This window comes from Thauera sp., from assembly GCF_035444905.1.
In the GTDB taxonomy this organism is placed as follows: Bacteria; Pseudomonadota; Gammaproteobacteria; order Burkholderiales; family Rhodocyclaceae; genus Thauera.
On sequence record NZ_DAOMPS010000026.1, the window covers coordinates 20,366 to 36,991 of the forward strand.

A 16,626-nucleotide genomic window follows, 5' to 3' on the forward strand; every position below is an offset into this window, starting at 1 on the left:
GGTTATGGCAAATCGTGAAGTCGTTGTTCTGAGTGCTGTTCGTTCCGCCGTGGGCGGTTTTGGCGGCTCGCTGAAGGACATGGAGCCGTCCGAGCTGGGTGCGGTGGTGGCGAAGGAAGCGTTCGCGCGCGCGGGCGTCGATCCCAAGGCGGTGCAGTTCGCGGCCGTCGGCAACTGCATTCCGACCGACTCTCGCTATGCGTATGTGGCACGTGTGGCGACGGTCAATGCCGGCATGTCGACCGACTCGGTGGCGTTCGCGGTCAACCGCCTGTGCGGCTCGGCCCAGCAGGCCGTCGTCAACGCCGCCCAGGCCATCATGCTGGGCGACGCCGACTACGCCATCGGCGGCGGTGTCGAGGTGATGTCGCGCGGTGCCTACCTGCTGCCGGCGCTGCGCAGCGGCGCCCGCATGGGCGACACCAAGGCCATCGACGCCATGGTCGCCGTGCTGACCGACCCCTTCGGCGTCGGCCACATGGGCATCACTGCCGAGAACCTGTGCACCAAGTGGGGCATCTCGCGTGAGGAGCAGGACGCCTTCGCGCTCGAGTCGCAGAAGCGCGCCGCCGCGGCGATCGCCGATGGCCGCTTCAAGAGCCAGATCGTCCCGATCAGCTTCGAAACCCGCAAGGGCACCGTGGTGTTCGACACCGACGAGCATCCGCGCATGACCACCCTGGAAGCGCTGGCCAAGATGAAGCCGGCCTTCAAGAAGGATGGTTCGGTGACCGCCGGCAACGCCTCGGGCATCAATGACGCCGCCGCCTTCCTGGTGATGGCCGATGCCGCCAAGGCCGCTGCCGCTGGCCAGAAGCCGATCGCCCGCCTGGTGTCGTACGCGATCGCCGGTGTGCCCAACGAGATCATGGGCGAAGGCCCGATCCCGGCCACCAAGCTTGCCCTGCAGCGCGCCGGCCTGACGCTGGACCAGATCGACGTGATCGAGTCCAACGAAGCCTTCGCCGCGCAGTCGATCGCGGTGAACCGCGGCCTCGAGCTCGACACCGCCAAGGTCAACCCCAACGGCGGCGCCATCTCGCTCGGCCACCCGGTGGGCGCGACCGGCGGCGTGATCATCACCAAGCTGCTACACGAGCTGATCCGCGTGAATGGCCGCTACGGCGTCGCCACCATGTGCATCGGCGGCGGTCAGGGCATCACCACGGTGTGGGAACGCGTGTAAGCGCTGTTTTCAGCTGAGAGGAAACCCGCGCGGCCGTGAGGCTGGCGCGGGTTTTCTTTGTGGCTGGGCGCCGCGGCATTGCAGGCGCAAGGTCGAATCAGACCTGCCTGTTAGTCGGCATCCTTCTCGAGCTTGATCGAGGCCGAGTTGATGCAGTAGCGCAATCCGGTGGGCTGAGGGCCGTCCTCGAAGACGTGGCCGAGGTGGGCGCCGCAGTGCTGGCACAGGACCTCGGTGCGGACCATGTAGTGGCTGCGGTCCACCGCGGTGGCGACGTTGTCGGGTTCGGCGGCGGTCCAGAAGCTGGGCCAGCCGCAGCCCGCGTCGAACTTGTGCTCGGAGCGGAACAGCGGGGCGCCACAACAGACGCAGTTGTAGGCGCCCTTGTCCCAGACGTTCCAGTATTCGCCGGTGAAGGCGCGCTCTGTGCCCTTCTCGCGGGTGACGTGGTATTGCATGTCAGTGAGTTGGGCGCGCCACTGGGCTTCGGTCCTGTCGATCTTCTCGCTCATGCGGGTCTCCGCGCGGGGGGTGTGTGGGTGGCGTTTGCGGCGTATCAGTGCAGATGACGCGGCATCTGGTCCGATTGTTCCTCGGGCATCTCGGCGTGCACCACTTCACCCTCGGGCGAGGGGTAGAGCGGGGCGCCGCAGTCGTCGCAGTACTCCAGCGGGAACTGATGGTCGAGGTGCACGATGTCGGCGATGCCCGATTCGCGCAGCACGGCATCGATCTGGGCGGTGCAGTCGGTGGTTTCGTCCTCGGCGCCGAGCAGCGGCCACACCACCCCATGGACGATGTCCTCGCGCCCGCGCACGGTGAAGCCGATGCGGTATTCCTCGAGGTTGCGGTCCCAGAACGGGGCGATCACGGCGCGCAGGTTGGCGGCCGGGGTCTCGAGCGTGGTCGCGAGGAAGGCGACCGAGGCCCGTACCGAGTAGGGTCGGCTGTCCTTGTCGGCGGCACGGCTGGCGGCGAAATAGGCCTCGGGCAGCACCAGCTCGATGGCGCAGCCGGGCAACAGCGGCGCCAGACAGGCGCCGCCCTGGGTGCGCCATTGCTCGCGCGCGCTGTCTCGGCTGCCGTCGGTCTCCTGCCAGCGGAACAGCGCGCTGCCGCGTGGAACGGCGACGGCGGCGAGCAGGTAGCGCGTGTCGGACAGGAACTGGGCGGTCTCGGGCATGCCTTCGGTCTCGATGTGGAGATCGAGGTTGTCGAGGGCGGCGCCGCCGATGACCTTGGCGAATTCGGCGGTGGCACAGTAGCCCTGCGGCAGCTGGTCGGGGCTGAACAGGAAGTCGGCCACCGACAGGCGCGCGCCTTTGGCGAGCACGTGCGCCTGCAGGTGCACGCGCAGGTTGGCAAGCACCGCGGGCGGAACGCTGGTGGCGGGGATGCGGTAGCGCGACCAGGCCATCACCGGGGCGGCGATGAGGACGACGTCGTGCGTGTTGGCCGCGCCGGCCGCGCATTCGGCGCGCGATTCGATATGGTCGGCGAGCTCGTCGTAGGCGCGCGGCTCGCTGCTGTAGAGGTGGTCGAGCGCAGCGTTGAGCGCCTCTTCCTCGTTGTCGGCGAGGGCTTCGTCGAGGACCGTGGTGATCTGCTGCTCCCAGTAGCGGTCTTCGACACGGCTGCCGGATTCGGCGAGGCCGTTGGCGAGCCAGACGAGTTGCTCGGCAATGCGGCCGAGGCCGCCGCGGCGCTTGAGGCGCGTTCTTTTCATGGGGATGTCCTGTGCTGTTCCGGGCGTCGCGCCCGGAGGGGCGCGACGAGGCCTTCATTCTAGCCGAATGGGGCAGCCTGCCCCGCGGTGCGTGTCACACCGTCGGGGGCTGGTAGGCGGGGGTGGGCTCAGAATCCGGGGCGATCGACGCGCACGGTCTGCAGGATGGTGGCGGAGATTTCCTCGATGGACTTGGTGGTGGATTCGAGCCAGCGGATGTTCTCGCGGCGCATCAGCTTTTGCGCGGCGTCGATCTCGTAGCGGCAGTTTTCCAGCGAGGCGTAGCGGCTGTTGGGGCGCCGCTCCTGGCGGATCTGCGACAGACGCTCGGGGGCGATGGTGAGGCCGAAGAGCTTGGTGCGGTACTTGTGCAGTTCGCCGGGCAGCTTGTTGCGCTCGAAGTCTTCGGGGATCAGCGGATAGTTGGCCGCCTTCACGCCAAACTGCATGGCGAGGTAGAGGCTGGTGGGCGTTTTGCCCGAGCGCGATACGCCGACCAGGATGACGTCGGCCTCGGCGAGCTCGCCGTCGCTGGAGACGCCGTCGTCGTGCGCCATGGCGAAGTTGATGGCCTCGATGCGGTGCTTGTAGTTGGTGCTGTCGGCAATGCCATGGAAGCGGCCCACGGCATGGGTCGAGCGCTGGCCGAGCTCGGTCTCGAGCGGGCCGATGAAACGCTCGAACAGGTCGAGGAACAGGGCGTCGGCTTTGTGCAGTGCATCAACCGTGGCCTGATTGACGAGGGTGCTGAATACGATCGGGCGCAGGCCGTCCTCGGCTGCGGCCTCGCGGATCTGGTTGGCGCAGTCGATGGCTTTGTCTATGTTGTCTACAAATGGCGCGCGGATCTGGCGGAATTTGGCCTCGGGAAACTGCGCAAGCAGGCTGTGGCCAAGGGTTTCTGCGGTGATGCCGGTACCGTCTGAGACGAAGAACACGGTGCGGCGCGGGGTGTCGGTCATGATTGTGGGCCTTGGACTGCCAGGACGGGTGGGGTCGATCAGGGCGACCCGGCATTGGGGCAAACCCTGTCGTGCGGCACAGCACAAAAAATCGTAAACTGCGTTCTTCGATATTTTGCTTTTTCTCCAACATTTGCGGAAGCCACCCATGACACGCTACGTGATCCCCTTCAACGAACTGCGCATGACCGACGTCGAAAAGGTCGGCGGCAAGAATGCCTCCCTTGGCGAGATGATCAGCCAGTTGCCCGCCAGCGTTCGCGTGCCGGGTGGCTTTGCGACCACCGCCGAAGCCTATCGCGAATTCCTTGCCCACGACGGCCTGGCCGACCGCATCAACGCCGCGCTCGATGCGCTGGACGTGGATGACGTCGATGCGCTGGCCAGGACCGGTGCGCAGATCCGCCAGTGGATCATCGACATCCCTTTCCCGGCCAAGCTCGAGGCCGAGATCAAGACTGCCTACGAGCAGATTAGCGCAGAAGGCGAGGGCAGTTTCGCCGTGCGTTCGTCGGCGACCGCCGAGGACCTGCCCGATGCCTCCTTCGCCGGCCAGCAGGAGACCTTCCTCAACATCCACGGCTACGAGAACATCCTGCACGCGATGAAGGAAGTGTTCGCATCGCTGTACAACGACCGCGCGATCGCCTACCGCGTGCACAAGAACTTCGCCCACGCCGACGTCGCGCTGTCGGCCGGCGTGCAGCGCATGGTGCGCTCGGACACCGGCGCCTCGGGCGTGATGTTCTCCATCGACACCGAGTCGGGCTTTGATCAGGTGGTGTTCATCACCGCGTCCTATGGACTGGGCGAGACCGTCGTGCAGGGTGCGGTGAACCCGGACGAGTTCTATGTGCACAAGCCCACCCTGGCGCTGGGCAAGCCGGCGGTGATCCGCCGCAATCTGGGCTCCAAGCTGATCAAGATGGTGTTTACCGACAAGGCCGTGGCCGGCCGCTCGGTGCGCACGGTCGACGTGCCGGAGGCCGACCGCAACCGCTTCTCGCTCACCGACGAGGACGTGCTCGAGCTCGCCCGCTACGCGGTGATCATCGAGAAGCACTACGGCCGCCCGATGGACATCGAGTGGGGCAAGGACGGTGTGGACGGCAAGCTCTACATCCTGCAGGCGCGCCCGGAAACCGTGAAGAGCCAGGACAGCGGCCTGGTGATGGAAAAGTACCGTCTCAAGCAGTACGGCAAGGCGCTTACCCACGGCCGCGCAATCGGCCAGAAGATCGGCGCCGGTGTCGTGCGCGTGGTCGGCGACGCCTCCGAGATGAACCGCGTGCAGGCGGGCGACATCCTCGTCACCGACATGACCGACCCCAACTGGGAGCCGGTGATGAAGCGCGCCAGCGCCATCGTCACCAACCGTGGCGGCCGCACCTGCCACGCCGCCATCATCGCGCGCGAGCTGGGCATCCCCGCCATCGTCGGCTGCGGCAACGCCACCGAGGTGCTGCACGAGGGCGAATCGGTCACCGTGTCCTGCGCCGAGGGCGATACCGGCTACGTGTACCGCGGCAAGCTGGACTTCGAGGTCATCACCACCGACATGGGCAACCTGCCCGAGATCCCGGTGAAGATCATGATGAACGTGGGCAACCCCGAGCTTGCCTTCGAGTTCGCGCAGATCCCCAACGGCGGTGTGGGCCTGGCGCGCCTGGAATTCGTCATCAACAACATGATCGGCATCCACCCCAAGGCGATCCTCGACATCGGCCAGGTGCCGGCCAACCTGCGCGACGAGATCAACCGCCGCTCGCGCGGTTACGCGACGCCCAAGCAGTTCTTCATCGAGAAGCTGGTCGAGGGCGTGGCCACCATCGCCGCGGCCTTCTATCCGAAGCCGGTGATCGTGCGCATGTCCGACTTCAAGTCGAACGAGTACCGCAAGCTGCTCGGCGGCGAGATCTACGAGCCGGAAGAAGAGAACCCGATGCTCGGCTTCCGTGGTGCCTCGCGCTATATCGCGCACAGCTTCCGCGACTGCTTCGAGATGGAAGTCGCCGCGATGAAGAAGGTGCGCAACGAGCTCGGCCTGACCAACGTGCAGATCATGATCCCCTTCGTGCGCAACGTCGAAGAGGCGAAGGGCGTGGTCGACCTGCTGGCCGAGCATGGCCTCAAGCGCGGTGTGAATGAGCTCAAGCTCATCATGATGTGCGAGATCCCGTCGAACGCGATCCTGGCCGAGCAGTTTCTCGAGCACTTCGACGGCTACTCGATCGGCTCCAACGACCTGACCCAGCTCACCCTGGGCCTGGACCGCGACTCCGGTCTGGTGGCGCACGCCTTCGACGAGCGTGACCCTGCGGTCAAGCAGTTGCTGTCGATGTCGATCCAGGCCGCGAACAAGATGGGCAAGTATGTCGGCATCTGCGGCCAGGGCCCGTCGGATCATCCGGATCTGGCCGAGTGGCTGATGGACGAAGGTATCCAGACCATCTCGCTGAACCCGGATACGGTGGTCGACACCTGGCTCAAACTGGCCGAGCATCGCGCCGGCTGAGCGCCGCGGTAATTCCTTTCGCGTAGCGGTCGGCGCTATGATGCGGCGTTTGGTCACATCCTAGCCCGACCCCATGTCCCGATGCCCACCGCAGACGCCGCTTGACGCCCTCGATGCCGATGGGGGCGGTCAGGCGGCGCGCGGAGCGGGCGTCGGCGACCGTTCTGCCAACGCCAGGCAGCGCAGGCGCGCTGAGATCGCGCTCGATGCGCTCGCAGCGCGCTACACGATGTTGTCGGGCGCACCTTTCTACGAGGCGGTGTGCAAGCACTTCGCCGAGGCCTTGCAGATCGACCAGGCGTTTGTCGGCGAGCTGTCTGCCGCGGGCGACGCGGTGACCGTGCGTGCCGGCTGGGCCGATGGCAAGCCGCAGGGGGCCTTCAAGTATTCACTTATGCATACGCCGTGCGAGCGCGTGATGGGGCGTGAGCCCTGCGTGTTTGCGCGCGATGTGGCTCGGCACTTTCCGGAAGACCGCGTCCTGGTCGAGGGCGGCTACGCCGCTTACTGTGCCACGCCGCTGTTCGACAAGGAGGGTGGCCCCCTCGGCCTGCTGGTCGGCTTGTCGCGCCAGCCGCTGGCGGACGAGGCGGCGGCGCGCGAGTTGCTCGAGATCTTCGATGGCCCTGTGAGTGCCGAGCTCATTCGCGAGCGCGCCGAGGCCGCGCTCAACCGGCGCATCGAGTTCGAACGCCTTGTGGCGCGGATCTCTTCCGAGCTGATGCCGGCGCGGCCGGACGAGGTGGCCGGCCTGCTCACGCGTGCGCTGGCGCAGATTGGTCCGTTTGCCGATGCCGACCGGGTCTTCGTGTTCGAGGTCAGCGATGACGGACAGTTGCTCGACAACACTTACGAGTGGTGTCGGGAGGGCGTCTCGCCGCAGCGAGACAAGCTGCAACGCGTCCCCTTCGACGACGTCATGCTCTTCTGTCGCCTGATCAAGCGCCACGAGATTGTCGATTTTCCCGACATCTACGCCTTGCCTGCGGGGGCGGAAGTCGACCGCGAGGTGTTGTCCGCGCAGTCGATCCAGTCGACGCTCGCCGCACCGATGGTCGTCAACGGACGGTTGCTGGGTTTCGTCGGTCTCGATTCGGTGCGCTCCGCGCGCCAATGGTCGGACGAGGAGAAGACCCTGATGCGGCTCGCTGGCAACGCCTTTGCCAGTGTGCTCGAGCGCAAGCGCATTGACGACACGCTGCGCGAGAGCGAGGCGCGCTACCGCTCGGTGGTGGAAAGCGTGAAGGAGGTCATCTTCCAGGTCGACCTGGACGGGCGCTGGATCTTCCTCAACCGGGCCTGGGCAGATCTCACCGGCCACACGGTGGAGGAAGCGCTGGGGCGAGCCTATCGCGACTACGTCCATCCGGACGATCGTGATCTGCATCAGGAACTGTTCGACGTGCTGCGTCGGCGCGAGGAGGTGTCCTGCACCCAGGCGCTGCGCTACCAGCGCATCGGCGGCGGCTCGCGCTGGGTCGAGTTCAATGCGCGGCCGGTGTTCGATGCCAGCGAGACCCTGCTGGGATTCTCGGGCACGCTCAACGACATCACCCTGCAGAAGGAACACGAGGCCCAGCTCGAGTACATCGCCCACTACGACGCGCTGACCGGCCTGCCCAATCGGGTGCTGCTGCACGACCGCCTCAGTCGCAGCATGGTGCAGTCGCGTCGCCGCGGGCAGCAGCTCGCGGTCGCCTACATCGACCTGGACGGGTTCAAGGCAGTCAATGACACGCACGGTCACCACGTCGGCGACCAGTTGCTGACGACGGTGGCCGCACGCATGAAAGCTGCCCTGCGCGAGGGGGACAGCGTGTCGCGGCTCGGCGGCGACGAATTCGTGGCCGTGCTGGTCGATCTGCCCGATGCGGAAGCCTGCAAGCAGCTCACCCAACGGCTGCTCACCGCGGTGGCGCAAAGCGTGTGGGTGGCCGAGCTCGAGCTGCATGTGTCGGCCAGCATCGGCCTCACCCTTTACCCGCAGAGCGAGGAGGTCGACGCCGATCAGTTGCTGCGTCAGGCCGATCTGGCGATGTATCAGGCCAAGCTCGCGGGCAAGAACCGCTACCACTTCTTCGACACCGACCACGACCGCAGCCTGCGCGGACGCCACGAAGGCCTGACGCGGATCCGCAAGGGCATGCGGGCAGGCGAGTTCGCGCTGCTTTATCAACCCAAGGTGAACATGCGCAGCGGGGCCGTGGTGGGTGTCGAGGCCCTGATCCGCTGGCGGCATCCCGAGCTTGGCTTGATCGAGCCTGCTGCCTTCCTGCCGGTGGTCGATGACCACCCGCTTGCGACCGAGCTGGGCGACTGGGTGATCGGGCAGGCGCTGGCCCAGGCGGCGACATGGAAGCGCGACGGGCTGGCATTGCCGGTGAGCGTGAACATTGCGGCGCGCCATCTGCAATCGGCCGATTTCATGGTGCGCCTGCAGGCTGCGCTGAGCCGATATCCCGAGCTGGCACCGGGCAGCCTGGAGCTGGAGGTGCTCGAGAGCAGCGCGCTCGAGAGCATGACGCGGGTGACCCAGATCGTCGAGGCGTGTGCCGCGATCGGGGTGTCATTTGCGCTGGACGACTTTGGCACCGGCTATTCGGCCCTGGCCTACCTCAAGCGCCTGCCGGCGGCGCGGCTGAAGATAGACCAGTTGTTCGTGCGCGAGATGCTCGACGACCCGGAAGACCTGGCGATCCTCGAGGCCATCCTTGGCCTGGCGCGCGCATTCCGGCGCGAGGTGGTGGCCGAGGGCGTGGAGTCCGAGGCCCATGGCCGCATCCTGCTGCAGCTCGGCTGTGAGGTCGCCCAGGGTTATGGCATTGCGCGGCCGATGGCGCCGGATGCGATCCCGGGCTGGGTGACGTCGTGGTCACCACCGGCGTCATGGCGCGGGCGGGCGGCGGTGAATCGGGAGTTCATTGCGCTGATCTACGCGCAGGTCGAGCACCGCGCACTCGTCCGCAAGCTTGCCGCGCACCTGGCCGACAGCACGCCCTTGCCGAGCCAGATGGGGGCGCACGCCTGCAGTCTCGGTGATTGGGTCGGCACCCTGGCGGAGATGGGCGCCGATGGGGCACAGCTCGAGCAGGTGTGCCGCGACCACAGCCGTCTGCACGAAGCCATCGACGGCCTGGTCGCCAGCCATCGTGCATCGGACGCGGTGCGCGTCATCGCGCAGATGGGGCGCGTGCGCGAACGACTCGATACGCTACTGGGCGGGCTCCACAAGCTGCTCGAAGCCCACTGAGGGACGCGTTCGCGGCACTTGGCGCGCGGGCCGGACGCATGCCCGACCCGCGCGGCGCTGCAGCAGTCAGGCGACCGCGACCGGGATCTTGCCGATCCTGGCCTGCCACTCCTTCGGCCCGGTGTCGTGCACGCTGGTGCCGTTGGCGTCGACCGCGACCGTCACTGGCATATCCTGCACGGTGAACTCGTAGATCGCCTCCATGCCGAGATCCTCGAAGCCGACGACCCTGGCTTCCTTGATCGCCTTCGACACCAGGTAGGCCGCGCCGCCGACCGCCATCAGGTAGGCCGATTTGTTGTCCTTGATCGCCTCGATGGCAACCGGGCCGCGCTCGGACTTGCCGATCATCGAGATGAGGCCGGTCTTCTCCAGCATCATGCGGGTGAACTTGTCCATGCGGGTCGCGGTGGTGGGGCCGGCGGGGCCGACGACCTCGTCACGCACCGGGTCGACCGGGCCGACGTAGTAGATGACGCGGTTGGTGAAGTCCACCGGCAGCTTCTCGCCCTTTTCCAGCATGTCGGCAATGCGCTTGTGCGCGGCGTCGCGGCCGGTGAGCATCTTGCCGTTGAGCAGCAGGATCTGGCCTGGCTTCCAGGAGGCGACCTCTTCCTTTGTCAGGGTGTCGAGATTGACCCGCGTGGCGACGTTGGTGTCCGCCTTCCAGGTGATCTGCGGCCAGTCCTCGAGCCGGGGCGTCGGCAGGTCGGCCGGGCCCGAGCCGTCGAGGTGGAAGTGCACGTGGCGGGTGGCGGCGCAGTTCGGGATCATCGCCACCGGCAGGCTGGCGGCGTGGGTCGGGTAGTCCATGATCTTGACGTCGAGCACTGTGGTGAGGCCGCCCAGGCCCTGGGCGCCGATGCCGAGCGCATTGACCTTGTCCATCAGCTCGAGGCGCAGCGCCTCGACGCGGGAGAGCGTGGCGCCGGAGGCGGCCTTTTCGCGCAGCTCGTGGATGTTGACCGGTTCCATCAGCGATTCCTTGGCCAGCAGCATCGCCTTCTCGGGCGTGCCGCCGATGCCGATGCCGAGGATGCCCGGCGGACACCAGCCGGCGCCCATGGTCGGCACGGTCTTGAGCACCCAGTCGACGATCGAATCCGACGGGTTGAGCATGACCATCTTCGACTTGTTCTCGGAGCCGCCGCCCTTGGCGGCGCAGATCACCTCGACCTGGTCGCCTTCGACGATCTCGTAGTGCACCACCGCGGGGGTGTTGTCCTTGCTGTTCTTGCGCGCGCCGGCCGGGTCGAGCAGCACTGAGGCGCGCAGCTTGTTGTCGGGGTTGTTGTAGGCGCGGCGCACGCCTTCGTTGATCATCTCCTGGACGCTCATCGTCGCGTCCCACCGCACGTTCATGCCGACCTTGAGGAAGATCACGGCAATCCCTGTGTCCTGGCAGATGGGGCGATGGCCTTCGGCGGCCATGCGCGAGTTGGTCAGGATCTGGGCGATGGCATCCTTGGCAGCCGGGCTTTCTTCGCGCTCGTAGGCCTCGCCGAGCGCCTGAATGTAGTCGAGCGGGTGGTAGTAGCTGATGTACTGGAACGCATCCGCGATCGACTGGATGAGGTCTTCTTGGCGAATGATCGTCATGGCGCTTGGTCTCCGGATGACATGGGGGCAGAATGGCGCGAGCGGCCCCTGGGGCCGTTAAGGCGCTGAATTCTATCACTGCCCTGCGGCCCTCGTCGCTGGCTGGGGAGTGTAAGTCCTGTGTAAGATACATATCCTTTAATGCGCCCACTTCGGCGTATTCGGGTATCTGGAAGCAGCGACCGATTTCAAGGCTGGAACCAACCAGCCGGACCCGTCCTGGGTCAGCTTCAACCATTTGAACAGTTGAGGAGAGGTGAGCATGTCCAACGAACAACAAGTCCGCATTTACAAGCCCTCGGAAGAGATGGTCAAGAACGCAGCGGTGTCCGGCATGGAGGGATACCGGGCGCTGTGCAAGGAAGCCGAGGACGACTACGAAGGCTACTGGGGGCGCCGGGCGAAGGAGTTGCTGGACTGGAAGGAGCCCTTCACGCAGGTGCTCGATGAATCCAATGCACCTTTCTTCAAGTGGTTCGCCGACGGCAAGCTCAACGTTTCGTACAACTGCCTCGACCGCAACGTCAATAACGGCCTCGGCGACAAGGTCGCCCTGATCTTCGAAGCGGACAGCGGTGAAGTCACCAGGGTCACCTACAAGGACCTGCTCGCCCGCGTCAGCAAGTTCGCCAATGCCCTGCGCGGCATGGGCGTCAAGAAGGGCGATCGCGTCATCATCTACCTGCCGATGTCGATCGAAGGCGTCGTCGCCATGCAGGCCTGCGCCCGTATCGGCGCCACCCACTCCATCGTCTTCGGCGGCTTCTCGGCCCAGGCCCTGCGCGACCGCATCGAGGACGCAGCAGCGGTTGCCGTGATCACCTCCGACGGCCAGTTCCGCGGCGGCAAGGCGCTGCCGCTCAAGCCGATCGCCGACGAGGCGCTGTCGCTGGGCGGCTGCGATACGGTCAAGAACGTCGTCGTCGTCAAGCGCACCGGCGCCGATATCAACATGGTCGCCGGTCGCGACAGCTGGTATCACGAGGTGGTCGCCAGCCAGTCCGAGACCTGCGAGCCGGAGTGGGTCGAAGCCGAGCACCCGCTGTTCATCCTCTATACCTCGGGTTCCACCGGCAAGCCGAAGGGCGTGCAGCACTCCTCGGGCGGTTATCTGCTGCAGGCGGTGCTGTCGATGAAGTACACCTTCGACATCAAGCCCGACGACGTCTACTGGTGCACGGCCGACATCGGCTGGGTGACCGGCCACACCTATATCACCTACGGCCCGCTTGCCTGCGGCGCGACCGAGATCGTGTTCGAAGGCGTGCCCACCTATCCGGACGCCGGCCGTTTCTGGAAGATGATCCAGGACCACAAGGTCAGCATCTTCTACACCGCGCCGACCGCCATCCGCTCGCTGATCAAGGCGGCCGACAACAACCCGGCGGTGCATCCGACCAAGTACAACCTGTCCTCCCTGCGCATCCTCGGTTCGGTGGGCGAGCCGATCAACCCGGCGGCCTGGGAGTGGTACTACGAGAACGTCGGCGGCAGCCGCTGCCCGATCGTCGATACCTTCTGGCAGACCGAGACCGGCGCCCACATGATCACGCCGATGCCGGGCGCCACGCCGATGGTGCCGGGTTCGTGCACGCTGCCCTTCCCGGGCATCATGGCCGCCGTGGTCGACGAGACCGGCACCGAGGTGCCTTGGGGCCAGGGCGGCATCCTGGTGGTCACCAGGCCGTGGCCGTCGATGATCCGCAACGTCTGGGGCGACCCCGACCGCTTCAAGAAGACCTACTACCCCGAGGACTTCAAGGGCAAGCTCTACCTCGCGGGCGACGGTGCCATCCGTGACGTCGACACCGGTTACTTCACCATCACCGGCCGTATCGACGACGTGCTGAACGTCTCCGGTCACCGCATGGGCACGATGGAGATCGAGTCGGCGCTGGTCGCGCACGAGAAGGTGGCCGAGGCTGCCGTGGTCGGCCGTCCGGACGACCTGACCGGCGAGGCGATTGTCGCCTTCGTGGTGCTCAAGGGCGCGCGCCCCACCGGCGAGGAAGCCGCCAAGGTCATCAAGGAGCTGCAGAACTGGGTGGGCCACGAGATCGGACCGATCGCCAAGCCCAAGGACATCCGTTTCGGCGAGAACCTGCCGAAGACGCGCTCGGGCAAGATCATGCGCCGCCTGCTGCGTCAGCTTGCCAAGGGCGAGGATGTCACCCAGGACACCTCGACGCTGGAAAACCCCGCGATCCTGGAACAGCTCAAGGGCTGAGCGCCATCGGCCGGGTCGCGAGGCCCGGCCGTGCAAGAACGATAGGGGAGAGGCCCGACCATCGAGCCGGGCACAGGGGGGAGACCGGGCACGCGCAATGCGTGAACCCTGATCGTGCGAAGCGCCGACCCCGTCCATAAGAACGGGGCGGCGCCTTCGTCAGCCATTGTGCGAGGCGAACATCATGGGAGGGTCATGATGCGCAAGGGACTGGCCGGACAGCGTCTGGTGGCCGTGTTCATCGCCGGCATGCTGTTGCTGAACTATCCGATTCTTTCTTTGTTCGACCGGCCATTGCGCCTGTTCGGACTGCCTCTGCTGCACGTTTATCTCTTTTCCGTCTGGCTCGGGCTGGTGGTGGCCGTGGCCTGGATCGTCGAGCGCGGAGCGCGATGATGGGGAGGGCGCGATGCTGCCGGGCTGGCTGATCGTCGGCGTTTCCTTTTCCTACCTGTTGTTGCTGTTTGCTGTCGCCTATTTTGGCGACCGGCGGGCCGACCAAGGGCGCTCGATCATCGCCAACCCCTGGGTCTACAGCCTGTCGCTGGCGGTGTATTGCACGGCGTGGACCTACTTCGGCAGCGTCGGTCGGGCCGCCTCGGGCGGCACTTCCTTCCTGCCGACCTACCTCGGGCCCACGCTGGGCCTTGCGCTGGCGTGGCTGGTGGTGCTGAAGATGATTCGCATCGCGCGCAGCCACCGCATCACCTCGATCGCCGACTTCATCGCCTCGCGCTACGGCAAGAGCCACCTGCTCGGCGGGCTGGTCACCATCATCGCGGTGGTGGGCATCGTGCCCTACATCGCCCTGCAGTTGAAGGCCATCTCGAGCGGGTACGCGCTGCTGATCGGCGAGCACGACACCCTGTTCCGCGCCGAGGGGCCGACCGGCTGGTGGCGCGACAGCACGCTCTACATCGCGCTCACGCTGGCCGCGTTCACGGTGCTGTTCGGCACCCGCCACCTCGACACCACCGAGCGCCACGAGGGCATGGTGGCGGCGATCGCCTTCGAGTCCGTGGTGAAGCTGCTCGCCTTTCTCGCTGTCGGTATCTACGTCACCTACTGGCTGTACGACGGTTTCGGCGACCTTTATGCACGTGCGATGGCGGCGCCGGAACTCGCCAACCTGCTGGCGTTCGACGGCGTTGGCCGGCTGGGCTACGGTGGCTGGTTCGCCCATGTGCTGCTGGCGATGCTGTCCATCATCTTCCTGCCGCGGCAGTTCCAGATCGCGGTGGTGGAGAACGTCAACGAGCAGCACCTGCGCCGCGCGACCTGGGCCTTCCCGGCCTACCTGCTGGCGATCAACATCTTCGTGATTCCGATCGCGATCGGCGGCCTGCTGCACTTTGGCCAGGGCACGGTCGACCCGGACACCTTCGTGCTGACACTGCCGCTCGCGCACGACAACGCGGCGCTGGCCCTGTTCGTGTTCGTCGGCGGGCTTTCGGCGGCGACCGGCATGGTCATCGTCGAGGCCATCGCGCTGTCGACGATGGTGTGCAACGACCTTGTGATGCCGATGCTGCTGCGCAGCCGGCGTTTGAACCTGGCGCGCGAGCGCGACCTGACCGGGCTGCTGCTGGGGATCCGCCGGGGTGCGATCGTCGGCGTGCTGCTGCTGGGCTACCTCTACTTCCGTCTCGCCGGCGAGGCCTACGCGCTGGTCAGCATCGGCCTCATCAGCTTTGCGGCGGTGGCGCAGTTTGCGCCGGCGATGCTCGGCGGCATGTACTGGCGCGGCGGCACGCGTGAGGGGGCGCTCGCCGGCCTGCTCGCGGGCTTCATCGTATGGGGCTACACCCTGATGCTGCCGTCGTTCGCGAAGTCGGGCTGGCTCGATCCCGGCTTCCTCGAGCAGGGCCTGTTCGGGCTGGCGTGGCTGAAGCCGGAGCAGCTTTTTGGCCTGGCCGGCTGGGACAACATCACCCACGCGCTGTTCTGGAGCCTGGTCGCCAACATCGGCTGCTATGTGCTGGTGTCGCTGCAGCGCGTGCCCACGGGCGCCGAGGCGACGCAGGGCGCGCTGTTCGTCGACGTGTTCCGGCGTGCCGATGCGCCGCCGGCGAGCTTCTGGCGCAGTGGCGCCGAGGTGCGCGACCTGCTGCCTCTGGTGGCGCGCTTCCTCGGCCAGCGTCGCACCGAAGACGCCTTCAGCGCCTACGCGCGCTCGCATGGCTTCGAACGCATCGAGCAGCTCAAGGCCGACCCCGAGCTGGTGCATTTCGCCGAGTCGCTGCTGGCGGGGGCGATCGGCAGTGCGTCGGCGCGGGTCATGGTATCGACCGTGGTGCAGGAGGAGCCGCTCGGGCTGGGCGAGGTGATGGACATCCTCGATGAGGCCTCGCAGGTGCGCGCCTATTCGCACAAGCTCGAGGAGAAGTCCCTCGCGCTCGAGGCGGCGACCGCGGAGCTGCGCGCGGCCAACGAGCAGCTGAAGGAGCTCGACCGCCTAAAGGACGACTTCATGTCCTCGGTGACGCACGAGCTGCGCACCCCGCTGACCTCGATCCGCGCCTTCTCCGAGATGATGGTGGACGATCCCGACATCGACGTCGAGGACCGCCAGCGCTTTCTCGGCATCATCGTGTCCGAGACCGTACGCCTGACGCGGCTGGTGAATCAGGTGCTGGACATGGCCAAGATCGAGTCCGGCCATGCCGAGTGGCACAACACCGACATCGACATGCGCGAGCTGGTGCAGCACTCGGTCGATGCCACGATGCAGCTGTTCCGCGACTGCGGCGCCGAGGTGCACGTCGACATGCCCGACTCGGTGCCCCTGCTGCGTGCCGACCACGACCGCCTGCTGCAGGTGATGCTCAACCTGCTGTCGAACGCGGCCAAGTTCGTGCCGCGCGGCAGCGGCCGGGTGGATGTGCGGCTGTGGTGCGACGGACGCAACCTGCGTGTCGACGTGCGCGACAACGGACCGGGGATCGAGCCCGCGCTCGTGCCGGTGATCTTCCAGAAATTCCGTCAGGGCGGTGACGAGCGCTCCCGCCCGCAGGGTACGGGGCTCGGTCTGCCGATCAGCCGCCAGATCGTGGAGCACTTCGGAGGCCGGCTGTGGCTGGAGTCGACCCCGGGAGAGGGGGCGACTTTCTCCTTCGAATTGCCGCTGGCGTCGGCGCCGAACGAGCGATGACTTAGAATAG

General features: G+C 66.4%; 10 protein-coding genes. 6 read left to right on the top strand and 4 right to left on the bottom strand.

The genetic code is table 11. The features are described from left to right. Positions 1-4 precede the first annotated feature (4 nt). Positions 5-1,186, top strand: a complete 1,182-nt coding sequence (locus PLC66_RS12660) for an acetyl-CoA C-acyltransferase family protein (RefSeq protein ID WP_324540926.1) — start codon at positions 5-7, stop codon at positions 1,184-1,186. A 110-nt stretch (positions 1,187-1,296) separates the two neighbouring features. Here the strand turns inward: PLC66_RS12660 and msrB are convergent, their stop codons facing one another. The 3 genes from msrB to ppsR all read right to left on the bottom strand — a co-directional run bounded on the left by msrB (position 1,297) and on the right by ppsR (position 3,874). After that, positions 1,297-1,698 (bottom strand): peptide-methionine (R)-S-oxide reductase MsrB, encoded by a 402-nt coding sequence (msrB, locus tag PLC66_RS12665; RefSeq protein ID WP_324540928.1) that lies wholly within the window; start codon positions 1,696-1,698, stop codon positions 1,297-1,299. A 44-nt stretch (positions 1,699-1,742) separates the two neighbouring features. After that, on the bottom strand, positions 1,743-2,912 hold the full coding sequence (locus PLC66_RS12670) for a DUF2863 family protein (RefSeq protein WP_324540930.1): 1,170 nt from the start codon (positions 2,910-2,912) through the stop codon (positions 1,743-1,745). Between the two features lie 128 nt (positions 2,913-3,040). Further along, positions 3,041-3,874 (bottom strand): posphoenolpyruvate synthetase regulatory kinase/phosphorylase PpsR, encoded by an 834-nt coding sequence (ppsR, locus tag PLC66_RS12675; RefSeq protein WP_324540932.1) that lies wholly within the window; start codon positions 3,872-3,874, stop codon positions 3,041-3,043. Positions 3,875-4,022: 148 nt separating this feature from the next. On the opposite strand from ppsR, the gene ppsA reads away from it, so the two are divergent. Then, on the top strand, positions 4,023-6,389 hold the full coding sequence (gene ppsA, locus PLC66_RS12680; RefSeq protein WP_324540935.1) for a phosphoenolpyruvate synthase: 2,367 nt from the start codon (positions 4,023-4,025) through the stop codon (positions 6,387-6,389). Between the two features lie 73 nt (positions 6,390-6,462). Continuing rightward, complete coding sequence (locus tag PLC66_RS12685; RefSeq protein ID WP_324540937.1) at positions 6,463-9,639, top strand: putative bifunctional diguanylate cyclase/phosphodiesterase; 3,177 nt, start codon at positions 6,463-6,465, stop codon at positions 9,637-9,639. A gap of 66 nt (positions 9,640-9,705) precedes the next feature. Here the strand turns inward: PLC66_RS12685 and PLC66_RS12690 are convergent, their stop codons facing one another. Then, complete coding sequence (locus PLC66_RS12690) at positions 9,706-11,238, bottom strand: fumarate hydratase (protein WP_324540938.1); 1,533 nt, start codon at positions 11,236-11,238, stop codon at positions 9,706-9,708. Between the two features lie 262 nt (positions 11,239-11,500). On the opposite strand from PLC66_RS12690, the gene acs reads away from it, so the two are divergent. From acs to PLC66_RS12705, 3 genes are all read left to right on the top strand, one after another. Next, positions 11,501-13,465, top strand: a complete 1,965-nt coding sequence (gene acs, locus PLC66_RS12695) for an acetate--CoA ligase (protein ID WP_324540941.1) — start codon at positions 11,501-11,503, stop codon at positions 13,463-13,465. Between the two features lie 198 nt (positions 13,466-13,663). Then, the gene (locus tag PLC66_RS12700; protein WP_324540943.1) at positions 13,664-13,861 is read left to right on the top strand and encodes a hypothetical protein; all 198 of its coding nucleotides are present in this window, start codon (positions 13,664-13,666) and stop codon (positions 13,859-13,861) included. 13 nt (positions 13,862-13,874) lie between these two features. Further along, positions 13,875-16,616 carry an ATP-binding protein gene (locus PLC66_RS12705; RefSeq protein ID WP_324540945.1) on the top strand — a complete coding sequence of 914 codons (2,742 nt, stop codon included), beginning with the start codon at positions 13,875-13,877 and terminating at the stop codon, positions 16,614-16,616. The last annotated feature ends 10 nt before the right edge of the window (positions 16,617-16,626 follow it).